Here is a 17,189-nt window from a genome sequence, read left to right on the forward strand (position 1 = left end):
CGCATTTTTGGCAGTCGGTGTCTATTATATGATGACCGTTTAAACAAAAAACGCATCCTTTTATGAGGATGCGTTTTTTATTGATAGGGTGAAGAGAAGAACTGCTACTCGGATAGCGGGGGCAGGGGAAAGTGATCAGGTAGCATAGAAAACTGATCAGGTAGCGAGAAAAAGTGATCGGTTAGCTCTGAAAACTGATCAGGTAGCGAGGGGAAGTGATCGGGTAACTCGGAAAGCTGATCAGGTAGCGAGAAAAAGTGATCGGGTACCTCTGAAAACTGATCAGGTAGCGAGAAAAAGTGATCGGGTAGCTCTGAAAACTGATCAGGTAGCGAGAAAAAGTAATCGGGTACCTCTGAAAACTGATCAGGTAGCGAGAAAAAGTAATCGGTTAGCTCTGAAAACTGATCAGGTAGCGAGAAAAAGTGATCGGGTAGCATAGAAAACCGCTCAGGTTGTATCGAGTCAGTAAAGTGTAGAATCACTCAGAAGTGTAACGCCCAGGCAGTAAAAATCTAGGTATCCACAAATTTTCTTAAATATAAAATATCGCGTACATTTAATCGCTTAAATTTTTATTTTATAAAAAGCTATATGCAAAGGTATAAATAATTGCTATATTCAAGGCAAAAAGAAGGGAGTACCTTCATGTTATTAAAACCATTTGAGCAAGCAGCAATGATAACTGGATTACGTGCGTTGGTTCAGCGATTGGATTCGAGTCATCCGCTTCATTTAAAAATTTCTCAAGATTTACAGCAGTTAGAAGCAGGTGATTTTGGAGAGCAGAGCATTATAAGAGAATTACAAAAGCTATCTCGGAACCTTGAAATCTATATTTTACATAATATTACTTTATTTGAACCTGTTCCTATTCAACTTGATGTCGTAGTTATTACTCCGTATGCTGTTGTTATAATTGAAAGCAAAAATATACGAGGTAATATAGAATTGAAGCGTAGCCCAAGGCAAATGGTCCGTGTTTTAGAGAATGGAGATAAACATATTTTCAATCACCCAGAAATTCAACTCGATGAATATATTTTTGGCTTAAGTGAATTTTTCAAACAGCTAAATTTGCAAGTAGATATATTCGGTATCATAGTTTTCCCCTTTAATAATGCTGAAGTTTACTACGAAGAAGGTAAGTATCCAGTTTTAATGAGGCGTGAATTAACATATTTTCTTAGACAACATATTAGTAATAGTAAGTCAAAAAGTAAGATTCCAACATCAAAAATAGCCAACCTTTTACGTAAGCATCATCGTGTTTTTCAGACTCCCCCACTATGTATACATTATAATATTGATCCCAAAGGTATTAAAAAAGGTATATTTTGCAGACATTGTTATCAATTTAATTTAATCCGGCAAAAACAAAGTTGGTTTTGCCCGAAGTGTAAGATATATGATAAAACCGCGGCTAATCAAGCATTGCAAGACTACTGTTTATTAATCGATGAGAAAATTAATACGCAAACTGCTCGTTATTTTTTAGAATTATCAAATCGACATCTTGCGAAAAGAATAGTACAAGAATACTCCAATAAAAAGGAGGGACACAATAATCAAACCGTTTATTATTTGAAGGATAGGCAATGATGCAGGAGAAATTAGCTCCTGAAGTTTCGAAAGCTGCTTGGGTAGTGTCAAAAAACTGATCAGGTAAAGAGAGAAACTGCTCGGGTAGCTCCAAAACTGATCAGGTAGAGAGAGAAACTGCTCGGGTAGCTCCAAAACTGATCAGGTAGAGAGAGAAACTGCTCGGGTAGCTCCAAAACTGATCAGGTAAAGAGAGAAACTGCTCGGGTAGCTCCAAAACTGATCAGGTAAAGAGAGAAACTGCTCGGGTAGCTCCAAAACTGATCAGGTAGAGAGAGAAACTGCTCGGGTAGCTCCAAAACTGATCAGGTAGAGAGAGAAACTGCTCGGGTAGTTCCAAAACTGATCAGGTAGAGCAAGAAACTGTTCGGGTAGCTTCAAAAACGGCTCAGGTTCGGAGAGGAAGCGGCCAGCTAATTGTGTCATCGCATTTAATAAATAATAACCTTAAAAAAAATCATAAGTTACATCAACCTCATATGAATCATCGCAAAATACTACTAAAACCTATTAATATTCCTTCATCTATCTAAAAAATTAGCATTAAAAAATTATTCTTCTAATATAGAAATATGAACTCAGTCTTGAGTATGAAAAAAGTAAGAGTGAATGAGTATTCATAAAGTACATTGATCTAAACCCTAAGAAACACAGTTATATAAATGTTGTTAAATGCATAATAATTAATCGTAAATGCATTTATTTTCTATTTTATGTTTGAAAGAGTATTTCTTTTTCATTATAATTAAAATAAGAGTTTACAAAGTTTGGGACAAAGGGGAGAGGACGTATGACAACAAAACCATGGCTATCAAATTATCCTGAAGAAGTACCATCGTCTTTAACGTTTGAGGAAATTCCTGTGCAAGAGTTTTTGACACGCGCCTATAAAAAGAATCCATCCAAAGTTGCGATTCATTTTATGGGAAAGGATTTGACGTATACTGAGTTATATGAGTCAGCGCTTAGGTTCGCAAACTATTTACAAGCCCTTGGGGTGGAAAAGGGAGATCGAGTAGCGATTATGCTACCAAACTCACCACAAAGTGTAATTGCTTACTACGGGGCAATGTATGCTGGAGCGATTGTCGTACAAACAAACCCACTTTATACTGAGCGTGAACTTCAATATCAAATGGCTGATTCAGGTGCGAAAGTAATTTTATTGATGGATATTTTGTATCCACGTGTTATGAAAATTATTAAAGAAACTGCGCTTGAAAATGTAATTGTCACAGCTATTAAAGATTATTTGCCATTCCCTAAAAATTTGGTGTATCCATATATTCAAAAAAAGCAGTACGGTTTTAGTGTCAAGGTTGAACATAGTGGTCAAAATCATTTATTCACAGAAATTATGCGCTCCGCTCCCATCAAAATGATTGATATTCCATTTGATTTTGAAGAGGACATTGCACTGCTTCAATATACAGGTGGAACGACTGGCTTTCCTAAGGGTGTGATGCTAACCCATAAAAACTTAATTGCTAATGCAACGATGTGTGATGCATGGATGTATAAATGTATACATGGAGAGGAAACCATTATGGGCATTCTACCATTCTTCCATGTCTATGGTATGACTACTGTTATGTTATTATCCGTTTTCACGCAAAATAGAATGGTGTTATTACCAAAGTTTGATGCAGAGACGGCGTTGAAAACGATAGATAAGCAAAAACCGACTCTTTTCCCAGGTGCACCGACCTTATATATTGGTCTATTAAATCACCCGGATATTGCAAAGTATGACTTATCATCTATAAAAGCATGCTTAAGTGGTTCTGCTTCATTGCCAGTAGAAGTGCAGGAGAAATTTGAAGCGGCTACAGGGGGAAAGCTTGTAGAAGGATATGGTTTAACAGAAACTTCTCCTGTCACACATGCTACACCTATTTGGGGAAAGCGTGTCATGGGCTCAATTGGTTTACCTTGGCCAAATACGGATTCAGTAATTTTACGTACGGGGGATACAGAGGTGCTTCCAGTCGGTGAGGTAGGTGAAATAGCTGTAAAAGGACCACAGGTTATGAAAGGTTATTGGAATCGCCCTGAAGATACGGCAGCGTCGTTCGTAGATGGGTGGTTTTTAACAGGCGATCTGGGCTATATGGACGAAGAAGGGTATTTCTATGTAGTTGACCGTAAAAAAGATATCATTATCGCAGGTGGTTTTAATATTTACCCTCGTGAAGTAGAGGAAGTATTATATGAACGAGAGGAAATCCAAGAATGTGTAGTTGCGGGCATACCAGACCCGTATCGTGGAGAAACAGTAAAAGCTTATATTGTTTTAAAAGAAGGATATTCGATTACGGAAGACGAATTAAATAAATATTGCCGTCAAAACTTAGCCGCTTTCAAAGTTCCGCGCTATTATGAGTTTAGAGATGCGCTACCGAAAACGGCTGTTGGGAAAATTTTGCGTCGCTCGTTAGTAGACGAGGAAAAAACAAAAATGGTGAATAAAGAAGCAAAATAAATACGTGGTAAAGTATTGACAAGCAAAGTTTTAAATTATAATATGAAAATATGAATGAATGACCATTCATATTTTCATATTTTTTTAGGTTACCACGTCACATCCTTCGCAATAGATCAGCATGAATGGGGCGTGTGCAAGTTTTTTTAGGTGGTGATATAAAGGTGAAACGTGATAAGCCAAAATATAAGCAAATTATTGATGCAGCTGTCATCGTTATTGCAGAAAATGGGTATCACCAAGCACAAGTATCGAAGATTGCTAAACAGGCAGGGGTGGCCGATGGAACAATCTATTTATATTTTAAAAATAAAGAAGATATATTAATTTCTGTCTTTAATGAAAAAATGGCTGTTTTTGTAGAGTCATTACAAGATATAATAGAAAATGGAAGTACGTCTAAGGACAAACTTTCACGAATGATCGCAAATCATTTTAATGTTCTAGCGACAGATCGATACCTAGCGACCGTCACACAATTGGAACTACGACAATCGAATAAAGATTTACGACTAAAGATTAATTCGGTGTTAAGAGAGTATTTAAAATTACTGGATCAAATTTTAATCGAAGGTATGCTATCAGGTGAGTTCAATCAAACGATGGATGTGCGCTTGGCGCGTCAAATGGTGTTTGGAACCATTGACGAAACTATTACGTCGTGGGTTATGAATGAATATCGATATGATTTGATAGAACAGGTTCCAAAAGTTCAGGCATTAATCTTGAACGGTATTAAAGCTTAAAAGGATGTGGAGAAATGGAATTTCTAAGTTGGAAAGCAGAGGATGGAGTAGCGATTATTACAATTGCACGCCCACCAGCAAATGCATTATCTCGTGGAATCATCTCCGAAGTAAATGCTGTGCTAGATGAAGTAGAAAATGATGACACTGTACGTGTCCTTGTACTTCATGGCGAAGGTCGTTTCTTCTCAGCAGGTGCAGACATTAAAGAGTTTACAGAGGTTGTTTCTGGTGATGAATTTTCAAAGCTAGCGAGCAATGGTCAACAAGTTTTTGAGCGAGTTGAAACGTTCTCTAAACCTATTATTGCTGCAATTCATGGTGCTGCACTAGGCGGGGGCTTAGAATTAGCGATGAGTTGTCATCTACGCTTTGTGACAGAGTCTGCGAAATTAGGACTACCTGAATTACAATTAGGTCTTATTCCAGGTTTTGGGGGTACACAACGTCTACCACGATATGTAGGAGTTGCAAAAGCTGCAGAAATGATGTTCACAAGTGAGCCGATTTCTGGTACAGAAGCTGTACAATGGGGTTTAGCAAATCGTGCATTTACAGATGAAGCATTACTAGAAGAAACGTTAAAGGTAGCAAAGAAAATTGCGAAGAAGAGTCCGGTAGCTTTAAAAGCTGCTATTCAAACATTGCAATATGCAAAGCATGCTTCATTCTATGAAGGGATTGAGGCGGAAGCAAAATCCTTTGGTACAGTATTCGTTTCAGAAGATGCAAAAGAGGGAATTCAAGCATTTATTGCAAAACGCGAGCCTGTGTTTACTGGTAAATAATATTCCATCAGTGTCGATAGCGACTTGAAAGAGTGTTATCGACGTTATCGACACTGAAAATATATAATATTTATAAGTTTACTTAGAAATAAAAATCGTTTCAGGGGGTATGGATATATGAATATTTTTGCATTAATTAAACGTACGTTTGATACAGAAGAAAAAATCGTTGTGTCGGGTGGTAAAATCCAAGAGGATGGCGCAGAATTCATCATCAATCCTTACGATGAATATGCCATTGAAGAAGCTATTCAAGTACGAGACGCTGCAGGCGGTAAAGTAACAGTTGTTTCAATTGGTGGCGAAGATGCAGAGAAGCAATTACGCACAGCACTTGCAATGGGAGCTGATGAAGCGGTTCTGATTAATACAGAAGACGATCTAGATGAATTGGATCAAAATGCAGCAGCATATATTTTGGCTGAATATTTAAAAGATAAAGACGCTGATTTAATTTTATCAGGAAACGTTGCAATTGACGGAGGCTCTGGTCAAGTAGGACCTCGTGTTGCAGATTTACTAGGCATTAACTATGTTACAACAATTACAAAGCTTGAAATTGATGGAACATCTGCGAAAATTGTACGTGATATTGAAGGTGACTCAGAAGTAATCGAGACATCTTTACCACTTTTAGTAACAGCTCAGCAAGGTTTAAACGAGCCACGTTACCCATCTTTACCAGGGATCATGAAAGCGAAGAAGAAACCGCTTGCAGAACTTGAGTTAGATGATTTAGATATCGATGAAGATGATGTAGAAGTTAAGGTAGAAACAGTTGATATTTTCTTACCAGCTCAAAAGGCTGCAGGTCGTATTCTTGAGGGCGAACTTTCTGCTCAAGTAAAAGAGCTAGTAAACCTACTTCATACAGAGGCAAAAGTAGTTTAAGTCATCTGATGACACAAATCGAATCTTAAAGGGTAACGGAGGGAATATACTATGTCAAAAAAAGTATTAGTATTAGGTGAAGTTCGTGAAGGAAGCTTACGTAATGTTTCTTTCGAAGCAATTGCGGCTGCAAAGCAAATCGCTGATGGCGGTGAGGTTGTTGGTGTTCTTTTAGGAGATGCTGTAGCAGGTTTAACGGGTCCATTATTTGAATATGGTGCTGACCGTGTTGTAACGGTAGAGCATCCACATTTAAAACAATATACATCTGATGGCTATGGCCAAGCTTTATTAGCTGTAATTGAGGAAGAAAAGCCAACAGGTATCGTGTTTGGTCATACTGCAAACGGTAAAGATTTATCACCAAAAATTGCAAGTAAATTACAAGCGGGTCTTGTATCTGATGTAACGTCTATGGAAGGTGCTGGTGATGATGTTGTATTCATCCGTCCAATTTACTCTGGTAAAGCTTTTGAAAAAGTGAAAGTAAAAGACGGCTTAGTTTTAGCTTCAGTTCGTCCAAATAATATTGCGCCGTTAGAAAAAGTAGCAGGAAAATCTGGTGACATCACTTCTCTTACTGTAGATATTACAAACCTTCGAACAATTATTAAAGAGGTTGTACGTAAATCTTCAGAGGGTGTCGATCTTTCAGAGGCAAAAGTTGTTGTAGCAGGTGGTCGTGGCGTAAAGTCAGAGGATGGCTTCGAACCATTAAAAGAGCTAGCAGATTTACTTGGAGGTGCAGTTGGAGCTTCACGTGGTGCATGTGATGCTGAATATTGTGACTACTCACTTCAAATTGGTCAAACAGGTAAGGTAGTAACACCGGACCTTTACATTGCAGCGGGTATTTCTGGAGCAATTCAGCACTTAGCGGGAATGTCAAATTCAAAAGTAATTGTTGCGATTAATAAGGATCCAGAGGCAAATATTTTCAAAGTTGCGGACTACGGTATCGTAGGCGATTTATTTGAAGTAGTGCCTCTTCTAATCGAAGAATTTAAAGCGTTAAAAGTGAACGCATAATAAATGTGCAGGGAGGATGTATCTTCCCTGCTTTTTTTGTTGAATTTTTTGACTTTTTAAAGTTATTGCAAAATAAAATGTTGACATAATTAATTTTTGAACGTATAGTGATGAATATTAAATTAACTTATTTCAGCGGATCAAACACTCACTGAAATAGAGGAACTCAGTCTAAGAACGCCACGTCCTGTGGCAACGACTGAGTGACCGACATCCTGTAGGCCCAAAGCCTCCGGCGGATGTCACGGAATCAGGAAGGAGTTCTTTGTGCAAGCACAAAGCTGATTCCAGACGCAATTATGTCGAGGCATAATTGATTTTTATTCAAAAAAGAAACGCAAAGATTAGGAGTAGTAAAAGCCCATTATTTGGTGAAGAGAGCTGCGGGTTGGTGCAACGCAGTCCAATAAGACTTTGAACTTGCCTATGAGCGGTGAAATAAATGGAATTTTCATAATATTCTATTTGTTGAACGGTTAACCTTCGTTACTAGGTTTTTAAGTAGGGTTCTTAAAGAACCAATTAGAGTGGTACCGCGGTTTGCTTATGGCATATCGTCTCTTCTTTCATTTGTTAATGAAGGAACAGACGATATGCCTTTTTTTCGTCTAGGCTAAAGCGCTACATCCTCGAGGTCGCTTCGATCCCTTGGGCAAAAGTGGAGGAACGTTTACTTTTGCTTCGGGCTCTCCAGCGCTTGTCGGATGTAAACGAGCTCTTTAGCGCATTTGTTGATTTTAGGAGGTAAGGAAATGGAAAACGGCAATCAGAAATTAAAAAGAACGATGACCTCACGGCATATTACGATGATGGCTTTAGGTGGTGCCATTGGTGCAGGGTTATTTAAAGGAAGTAGTGCAGCTATTGATATGGCAGGGCCATCAGTACTTATTGCGTACTTAATTGGTGGGATAATCCTGCTGTTTGTTATGCAAGGTTTAGCAGAAATGGCAGTCCGTAATAGCGAAGCCAGAACATTTAGAGATCTAGTGCAAGCCGTTTTAGGAAAGTATCCAGCTTATTTCCTAGATTGGATTTATTGGAAAATGTGGGTGTTGAATATTGCTGCAGAATCTATAGTTGCGGCCATTTTTATTCAATATTGGTTGCCAGATTACCCGATTTGGATACTTGCATTATCTGTTTCAGTGTTAGTTACAGCCGTAAACTTGTTATCAGTGAAAGTCTTTGCTGAAACTGAATATTGGCTGGCGTTAATTAAAATTACCGTTATTGTGGTGTTCATTATAGCGGGATTAATTTTATTGCTTGTTACTTTTGGTAATCATACAGCTGTTGGTTTTTCTAATTTAACGGAACATGGTGGTTTCTTCCCGAACGGATCAATGGGATTGATTTCTGCAATGCTTGTAGTTATTTACTCTTATGGTGGTACTGAAATTATTGGTATTACATTAGCTGAAACGAAGAATCCTGAAAAAGTAGTGCCAAAAGCTGTTCGTAGTACATTAGTACGTATTGTAACCTTTTATTTAGTTCCTTTCTTTATTATCGTTAGCTTGATTCCTTGGAATGAAGTAAATGGGGTGCCGGAAAGTCCGTTTGTGATGGTCTTTAAAATGGTTGGGATTCCTGGTGCTGACCATATTATGAACGCTGTTGTTATACTCGCAATTATTTCGTCAATGAACTCAGGGCTTTATGGTTCATCGCGAGTTCTGTATACACAAGCTGTAGACGGGCGTGTTCCTAAAATCTTTGCATATTTATCAAAACGAAAAGTTCCGGTATATGCCATATTAATGTGTACCTTCGCTTTATATATAGCTGTAATATTTTCTTTATTTGCGGGCAGCAGAACTTTTGATTTCCTAATGGGTTCACTTGGATATACCGTGTTATTTATTTGGCTAATTATTGCGATTGCACATCTGAAATCGCGTAAAAAACAGTCAGAAAAAACAAGTACTTATGCAGTAAAATGGTTCCCTTACACAACTTGGATAGCTATTATTGCGTTAAGTGCAATCCTAATTGGTATTATTTTTACAACATCTATTATCGTAACAGGTATTACTTTAGCTATTTATCTCTTTATTACGTTAACCTATGTCTTTAAAGGTCGTTTTCAAGAAAATTAGGAAACACTAAAAATGAACTTAATGCCTTAATCGACCTGAATTTTCATAAATTATGCATACTAGGCAGATTGTTCGCTCAAGAGAATTTATCCATGCTATACTACAAACATAGTAAGTTTAAGGAGGATTTCAAATGGCAATTGTACATGCAACAGATGCAACTTTCCAAGATGATATTAAAGAAGGGTTAGTACTAGTAGACTTTTGGGCTGCTTGGTGCGGACCTTGTAAAATGATTGGACCAGTTCTTGAAGAAATGGATGCTGCAGGTAGTGCGGCTAAAATTGTAAAAGTAGATGTAGATAACAACCAAGGTACTGCAGCGCAATATCAAATTATGTCTATCCCATCTTTACTACTTTTCAAAGACGGTGAATTAGTAGACAAAACTGTTGGTTTCCAACCAAAAGAAGCGTTAGAAGCATTTATCGCAAAACATGCTTAACTTCTTTCAGCGAAGTCTCTCACCTCTACAGTTGGTGAGATGAATGCGAATTTTAGCTTCTTTTCAGGGGTGTCCAAACACCCGCTGAAATTGAGGAACCCAGTCTAAGAACGCCACGTCCTGTGGCATTACCGAAATGACCGACATCGTGTCGGCCCTCGTGCAGGCCTAAGCACAAAGCCGATACCGGCCGCAATTATGCCGAGGCATAATTGATTCTGTAAGAAAAAAAGAGTCGAGCCATCAATAGATGTGCTTGGCTTTTTTTCGTTATATAATAAAAAGAGAGCTATGGATAGGGCAATGTGGTATGCAAAGCTCTATAAAAAGGGGGGCAGGTAGGCGATGAATGATTTAATTAAACGAAAGCTTGAAATTTTACCAGATCAGCCTGGCTGCTATTTGATGAAAGATCGACAAGGTACTATTATTTATGTCGGGAAAGCAAAAGTGTTGAAAAATCGAGTTCGCTCGTATTTTACTGGTACGCATGAAGGGAAAACACAGAGACTTGTAAGCGAAATAGAAGATTTTGAGTACATTGTAACATCCTCCAATATCGAAGCATTAATTTTAGAGCTTAATCTTATAAAACTACATGACCCGAAATACAATGTTATGTTGACGGATGATAAAACGTATCCGTATTTAAAAATTACAAATGAAAAACATCCACGACTTATTACAACACGAAAAGTGAAAAAGGATAAGGCAAAATATTTTGGTCCATACCCAAATGCGTATGCAGCAAGTGAGACGAAAAAGCTGCTAGATCGTTTATATCCTCTTCGAAAATGTGTACAACTTCCTTCAAAGGTTTGTTTGTATTATCACATGGGGCAATGTCTAGCTCCTTGTGTGAAAGAGATTGATGTTGACACTTACAACGATATGATTGAAGATATGACAAAATTTTTAAATGGTGGGGTTGAAGAAGTTAAAAAAGAGTTAGAGGTAAAGATGCTAGCGGCGGCAGGAAATTTAGAGTTTGAACGTGCAAAGGAATTTCGCGATCAAATTGCACATATTGATACAGTCATGCAAAAGCAAAAAATTGTATCAAGTGATACAACAAACCGCGATGTATTCGGTTATGCAGTCGAGAAGGGCTGGATGTGTGTGCAAGTTTTCTTTGTCCGTCAAGGAAAGCTCATTGAGCGTGATGTCTCGATATTTCCGATTTATCAAGATGCAGAAGAGGAATTTTTAACATTCGTTGGGCGCTTTTATGACAAGCTAGAGCATATTAAGCCTAAAGAAATTTTTATCCCCCAATCTATTGATGCGGATATTTTAACGGAATTATTAGAAGTAAAGGTACTAACACCAAAACGTGGGCAAAAAAAAGAGCTTGTTGATTTAGCGATTAAAAATGCTGAAATTGCTGTAGCAGCGAAGTTCCAGCTTATTGAACGTCAGGAAGAACGCACAATAGGAGCATGTGAGGCGCTCGGTGAAGCTATGGGCATTTCTGTGCCTTTACGGATCGAAGCTTTCGATAATAGTCATATGCATGGAACAGATGCTGTATCTGCAATGGTTGTATTTATCGATGGAAAACCTGCAAAGAAGGAGTATCGAAAATACAAAACACGTACAGCTGCCAAGCACGATGATTACGGGGCAATGCAGGAAGTGATCCGTCGTCGTTACACACGCGTATTAAAAGAAGGTCTACCTTTACCAGATTTAGTACTAATTGATGGCGGGAAGGGGCAAATGGAAGTCGCACGGGAAGTATTAGAGGATGAGCTCGGCCTTGTCATTCCAATTGCCGGATTAGCAAAAGATGACAAGCATAATACGTCTCAGCTTCTATTTGGTGATCCACCTGAAGTAATTGCATTAAAGCGCACAAGTGATGGTTTCTATTTACTGCAACGAATTCAAGACGAAGTACACCGCTTTGCTATTACTTTCTTACGACAGCAGCACGAGAAGCATGCTATACAATCTGTCCTCGATCAAATAGAGGGAGTTGGTCCAAAGCGAAAACAGCAATTACTTAAGCATTTTGGCTCTGTCAAAAAAATTCGTGAGGCAAGTGTGCAAGCATTACAGGAAGCTGGGATGCCAGCTAGTCTAGCTAGCAATATCCATACTTATTTTCATTCTGCAGAAAATACTACCTCTGAAGGGTAAGTGAGATGAGTGTAAATGGAATTCCTTTTCGGTGCGTGTCCAAACACCTGTACCTGTCGCTACGCTTTTGGTACAAAAGACATTTGCTGAATGAAAATAGAGCCTCCGACGGATGTCATGGAATCGGAAAGGAGTTCTGAGGGGATGTTAGCCTAAAACTATCGCATCCATGTGATAACGGCTAACTGACTTGCATCGGTAAAAACGCCACGTCCTGTGGTATTTTCGAAATGACCGATTTCGTGTCGGCCCTCGTGTCGCTGTCGCTACGTTAGCACTGCGCTTTCGTACAAAAAATATCTGCAGACCTAAGCACAAAGCCGATTTTGGACGCATTGTTCATCTGTAGCGAAAGCAAAGCGGCAGCGGCAATTACGCCAAGGTGAAATTGATTTTAATCAAGAGACATTGTCAAAGGATTAGACGTATGCTAAGGTTTATATATAACATAGCTATTCAATATAGCAATGTCATACACAGCATCTTAGTTTATAAGTAGTTTCTACTTATTAAATTGGAAATTTCTCCGCTAAGATTCAATTAAATACAATCACTATTTAGTGATGATAGAGGTGCAAGGTTCAAGAGTAGTACATACGAGGACGAACAAGTCCAGGGAAAATGTATGAAAGGGGAACTTGCCGAAGTGGAGCATCGTTGTTTCCGATGCTGTGCTGGTTTTACATTTAAGAGATGTAAGACTGTCGATTCTAAACGTTTCGGAGAGCTATCACACATGCGCAAGTTACTTTTATTGTACATGTTATAGGCGGCTTTCACGTTATGTGAGAGCTGCCTTTTTAGATTTCTCGAAACGACATTTTTTCAAGGCTGTTACTTTTACCTAAGAGTTGAAGGATGTTATTTGCTTTTGCGATGTTTTTTTGTGAAAGCTGCAAAATTTTAGCTACTTTATAATCAGCGAAATGATTAAATACGAAGGAGAATGAAAAGAATGGAGAGAATTGTGATGAAATTTGGTGGTGCTGCATTAGCATCAACTGAACACATTCAAGATGTTGCAAAAAAGGTAATTGCAGAAAAGGAAAGTGGTTTTGATATTGTCGTTGTCACTACAGCAATGAGAGGGACGTCTAAAGAATTAGCAAAGATGGCTTGTAATCTATCAGACAATGCGTCTAAACGTGAACTAGACGCACTATTGTCAACAAGCTCACAACTATCAAGTGCATTAGTGGCAATTGCTTTGCAGGAAGAAGGTTATGATGCAGTGTCATTAACAGGCTGGCAGGCAGGTATTCAAACCGATGCTGTGTATGGCAATGCACGAATTGATGTGATAGAAGCTAGTCGAATAGAAGAGTATTTTACTCAGGGGAAAATCGTCGTCGTTGCAGGGGAACAGGGGATCTGTAATTCACGGAATATTACGACGCTTGGTAAAGGTGGTGCGGAGACGACGGCTTTAGCTATTGCTGCAGCATTAGAGGCAGAGCGCGTAGATATTTATACGAATGTGGATGGAGTCTATACAGCTGATCCAAGTCAGATTGCTGGGGCACAAAAGGTAAAAGAAATTTCCTATGATGAAATGCTAGAGCTATCAAACTTAGGATCACAAATTTTACACCCACGGGCTGTAGAAATAGCAAAGAAGTTTCAAATCCCAGTTATCATTCGGTCAAGCGAAAAAGATACAGAAGGTACTTTATTGAAGGAGGAAGTTGAAATGGAGAAAAATTTAATTGTACGTAGTGTTGCCTATGAGTCAGACGTAATTCGCCTAACGGTAGGGTATGATGCTTATTCTAATGCTTCGCTAGCAGATATGTTCACAATACTTGCAGAAAATCGCATAAACGTTGATATAATCGTACAAGCAATAATTGATGGCTTAAAGCCGACTGTATCATTTACTATTTTAAAAGAGGAGTTCGCTGATGCATTACGTGTCCTAGAAGATAGTAAAGTATCACTTGGGTTTAGTTTTGCTGATTTTGAAATCGGTTTAGCGAAAGTCTCTATTATTGGCTCAGGAATGGCATCTAACCCAGGAGTGGCAGCCCGTATGTTTGAGCGATTACGTCGTGAAGATATCCCTGTGAAAATGGTAAGTACATCTGAAATAAAAGTGTCTGTCGTTGTTCCTCAGGACGAAATGATTCGTGCAGCAAATGCATTACATGACGAATTTAATTTAGAACAAGCGCTTTACATATAATATGAATAGGGTGTGTCATTAAATGGCACATCTATTTTTGTTTACATTAATTTCATACTTTATCCAATTTAGTTGTTATATAATAAAATGTGACATGTTTTTCCAAATGGAAGGTGGGAATTAATATGGTGTTATTCGGTTTATTTCAAAAGCCAGTGGATGAAAGCGTTGAGCAACACAACGATTTAGAAATACAAATATTAAAAAAGCGAATTTTGGAATTAGAACTTGAGCATGACAGTATTGATGTGAAAAATGCGATTTTAGACTTTGTACTAGCGCATATGGAGTTAATTAATTTTCAAACGGCGCTAAAGGTTCAAAATGTCTCAACAAGTGTAGGGGATATTTCAGCAATGAGTGAAGAAATGTCGTCAAATACAGAAGAGATACTTGCAGTTGAGCAAAATGTTAATGCAAACATTCAAGAAATCAAACAGCATTCATTACTCCTTGTAGAGGAAATGGAAGCGTCCATTACAAAAGGTGAACTGGTTCAGGAGTTGTTGTCTAAAGGAGCTCATTCAACAGAGCAGTTGTATAATGAAATAACTAAAATGGATGATATCGGTAAAGGTGTGACTGGGATTGCTGATCAAACACAACTACTATCCTTAAATGCTTCTATAGAAGCTGCACGTGCTGGTGAACATGGAAAAGGATTTAATGTTGTTGCGATGGAGGTAGGGAAGTTAGCTAACAGCTCGAAAGGTTCATTGCAAGAAATGACGAAGATTCGATCAGTCATTGATAAGAAATTACATAATACAATAACAAATATTAAAGAAGTCGAACATTATTTAACTGACTTTTTAAGTATCATGAAGAGCAATATTACTAATTTGACTGTAACAAGTAAAAATATTGAAGAAGCAGCACATGGCATTGATCAAATGACAGTCGCATCAGAAGAAAATGTAATAGCTGTAGGACGTTTAGCGGAAACAACGACGGAATTATCTCATACTAGTGACTTCTCGGATATAATACAAAATCAAGTATCTGAAATGTTAAAAGCTATTGCTCCTACAATCCGTAAGCCTAAAGAGCAAACGGTAGTTAGCCAATTGGCAGCAAGGTTAATGGATCATGCAAGCTTTTTAAGAAATGCTTTACAAAAGGCTGGCCTAAAAGAAATTATAAAAACGCATCATGAATGTAAGTTTGGGGAATGGTATTATGGCCATTTTGAGGAATATCGGAATTTGCCAGAATATCTTCATATAGAACAACCTCATGAATTAGTACATATGGCTGCACAAAAATTAGTGAATGAACTGTCAATCAAAAATTTAGAGGAAATGATTCAATACTCACTAAATATTTTGGAAGCGTTTATTTCGTTAATAGATGTACTTTTAAAAGAAAGACATGCCCACCTATAAATATTAAAAGGATTGTCATCCATAAATTTGGAATGACAATCCTTTTCGTTTTATTCTGAAGGAACGGTGTTCATGATTCGTTCCTTGACGTCCCATTTAACTGTAAATGTAACATTCTGTTGCTTTTCACGTTTTTCATCATAGCATTCAGTTAAGTAACCTTTTGCTTGCTGGATTTGTTCAGCTATAAATCCTGCTTCGAGTCTAAAGCTACGAAGACCGATTTGTAACAGTTCTGAATCATTTGTCAACTGGAATGTACGTCCATCCTTCGATTCCTTGACAAGCTCTAAATTACCCCAGCAGGCATCTGCGAAAAATGCGATAAGTTCATCTTGACTTTTACATGGGAACTTCCGAGCTAGGTCTTTTCCTGCCCAGTAAAGAACATCACCTTCATGTTTACCAAGAATGGAAGATAAAATATAATCGCGAATTATCTCATAGCCAAAAGCTGAGATTGTAGGTGATGAAGTGTTTAACATTTAAATCCTTCTTTCTTAGAATTTTCTTATAATTCGACACTGATAAAGTAAAGATAGGTTTTTCGAGAAAAAACGACGCATCATGTACTAGATTGTTTCTTTAATAAGGAATACGAAAAACTCTTAGTTACCTTGACGCTCGTAGCTCTTGAGAGTACAATAAACATGTCATAATATTGTACCATGATGAAATACACAGTCAATGAAGTATCAGTTACAAAATGATGACTTCTTTTGATGTGATATTTTAAGTACTAAGGGGGGTAACAGTCTTGTCGAAAGATCGAGAGTTTTTATGGCGTCGTTTACATTCTCTACTTGGTGTGATTCCAGTAGGTCTGTTTCTGATGTTCCACTTGTCAATGAACTTCACTGCTGTTGGTGGTGAACAAGCTTACAATAATGCAATAGGTAAGATGGATTTAATTCCACACAATCTTCTGTTAGTAATTGAATGGGTAGTTATTTATATCCCATTACTGTTCCACGCATTCTATGGTGTATTCATTGCATTCACAGCTTCACCAAACACAGGGCGTTTCAGCACATACCGTAACTGGATGTTCTCATTACAACGTTTCACTGGTGTATTCTTAGTGATTTTCATTGCATGGCATATTTTCCAAACACGTATCCAAAAAGCGTTAGGTTCAGAAGTTGAATACAATATGATAGCAGATATCGTATCGAATCCATTCATGCTTGGATTCTACATTGTTGGTATTATATCAGCAACTTTCCACCTATCTAACGGTTTATGGGCATTCCTAGTAAGCTGGGGTATTACACAATCTCCTCAGTCTCAAAAGGTTGCTACTTATGTAACAAACATTATTTTCGTAATTCTAAGTGTAGTTGGTGTAGCTGCTATTTTAGCTTTCGTTTAATGTAATAGAAGCTACTATAGAAT

At 37.9% G+C, this 17,189-nt stretch carries 13 protein-coding genes, 1 riboswitch and 1 other annotated feature; of the genes, 12 read left to right on the forward strand and 1 reads right to left on the reverse strand.

What is annotated here, in order from left to right:
• Positions 1–648 precede the first annotated feature (648 nt).
• The 11 genes from ACVYAD_RS06275 to ACVYAD_RS06325 all read left to right on the forward strand — a co-directional run bounded on the left by ACVYAD_RS06275 (position 649) and on the right by ACVYAD_RS06325 (position 15,794).
• Positions 649–1,602, forward strand: a complete 954-nt coding sequence (locus tag ACVYAD_RS06275; RefSeq protein WP_349659264.1) for a nuclease-related domain-containing protein — start codon at positions 649–651, stop codon at positions 1,600–1,602.
• Positions 1,603–2,392: 790 nt separating this feature from the next.
• Positions 2,393–4,084, forward strand: coding sequence for an AMP-binding protein (locus ACVYAD_RS06280; protein WP_476425308.1), 1,692 nt, complete (start codon positions 2,393–2,395; stop codon positions 4,082–4,084).
• Positions 4,085–4,248: 164 nt separating this feature from the next.
• On the forward strand, positions 4,249–4,830 hold the full coding sequence (locus ACVYAD_RS06285) for a TetR/AcrR family transcriptional regulator (protein WP_079563171.1): 582 nt from the start codon (positions 4,249–4,251) through the stop codon (positions 4,828–4,830).
• A gap of 14 nt (positions 4,831–4,844) precedes the next feature.
• Positions 4,845–5,618: an enoyl-CoA hydratase gene (locus ACVYAD_RS06290; RefSeq protein ID WP_197144744.1), complete on the forward strand. Its 774-nt coding sequence runs from the start codon at positions 4,845–4,847 to the stop codon at positions 5,616–5,618.
• Positions 5,619–5,735: 117 nt separating this feature from the next.
• Positions 5,736–6,509 carry an electron transfer flavoprotein subunit beta/FixA family protein gene (locus ACVYAD_RS06295; protein ID WP_197144745.1) on the forward strand — a complete coding sequence of 258 codons (774 nt, stop codon included), beginning with the start codon at positions 5,736–5,738 and terminating at the stop codon, positions 6,507–6,509.
• Positions 6,510–6,560: 51 nt separating this feature from the next.
• Positions 6,561–7,538 carry an electron transfer flavoprotein subunit alpha/FixB family protein gene (locus ACVYAD_RS06300; RefSeq protein WP_197144746.1) on the forward strand — a complete coding sequence of 326 codons (978 nt, stop codon included), beginning with the start codon at positions 6,561–6,563 and terminating at the stop codon, positions 7,536–7,538.
• Between the two features lie 331 nt (positions 7,539–7,869).
• Positions 7,870–8,103, forward strand: a binding site (T-box leader).
• A 187-nt stretch (positions 8,104–8,290) separates the two neighbouring features.
• Positions 8,291–9,640, forward strand: coding sequence for an amino acid permease (locus tag ACVYAD_RS06305; RefSeq protein WP_197144747.1), 1,350 nt, complete (start codon positions 8,291–8,293; stop codon positions 9,638–9,640).
• 133 nt (positions 9,641–9,773) lie between these two features.
• Positions 9,774–10,085: a thioredoxin gene (trxA, locus tag ACVYAD_RS06310; RefSeq protein ID WP_004226420.1), complete on the forward strand. Its 312-nt coding sequence runs from the start codon at positions 9,774–9,776 to the stop codon at positions 10,083–10,085.
• Positions 10,086–10,430: 345 nt separating this feature from the next.
• Positions 10,431–12,227, forward strand: coding sequence for an excinuclease ABC subunit UvrC (gene uvrC / locus ACVYAD_RS06315; RefSeq protein WP_386827735.1), 1,797 nt, complete (start codon positions 10,431–10,433; stop codon positions 12,225–12,227).
• A gap of 559 nt (positions 12,228–12,786) precedes the next feature.
• Positions 12,787–12,965: riboswitch (Lysine riboswitch) on the forward strand.
• Positions 12,966–13,182: 217 nt separating this feature from the next.
• On the forward strand, positions 13,183–14,409 hold the full coding sequence (locus ACVYAD_RS06320) for an aspartate kinase (protein ID WP_476425310.1): 1,227 nt from the start codon (positions 13,183–13,185) through the stop codon (positions 14,407–14,409).
• 125 nt (positions 14,410–14,534) lie between these two features.
• Positions 14,535–15,794: a methyl-accepting chemotaxis protein gene (locus ACVYAD_RS06325; RefSeq protein ID WP_349659268.1), complete on the forward strand. Its 1,260-nt coding sequence runs from the start codon at positions 14,535–14,537 to the stop codon at positions 15,792–15,794.
• 50 nt (positions 15,795–15,844) lie between these two features.
• Here ACVYAD_RS06325 and ACVYAD_RS06330 read toward each other — a convergent pair whose 3' ends face one another.
• The gene (locus ACVYAD_RS06330) at positions 15,845–16,279 is read right to left on the reverse strand and encodes a YslB family protein (RefSeq protein WP_349659269.1); all 435 of its coding nucleotides are present in this window, start codon (positions 16,277–16,279) and stop codon (positions 15,845–15,847) included.
• 272 nt (positions 16,280–16,551) lie between these two features.
• Between ACVYAD_RS06330 and ACVYAD_RS06335 the strand changes: the two genes are divergently transcribed.
• The gene (locus ACVYAD_RS06335) at positions 16,552–17,166 is read left to right on the forward strand and encodes a succinate dehydrogenase cytochrome b558 subunit (protein WP_197144751.1); all 615 of its coding nucleotides are present in this window, start codon (positions 16,552–16,554) and stop codon (positions 17,164–17,166) included.
• Positions 17,167–17,189: the final 23 nt, after the last annotated feature.

The organism is Lysinibacillus sp. G1-3 (assembly GCF_056322905.1).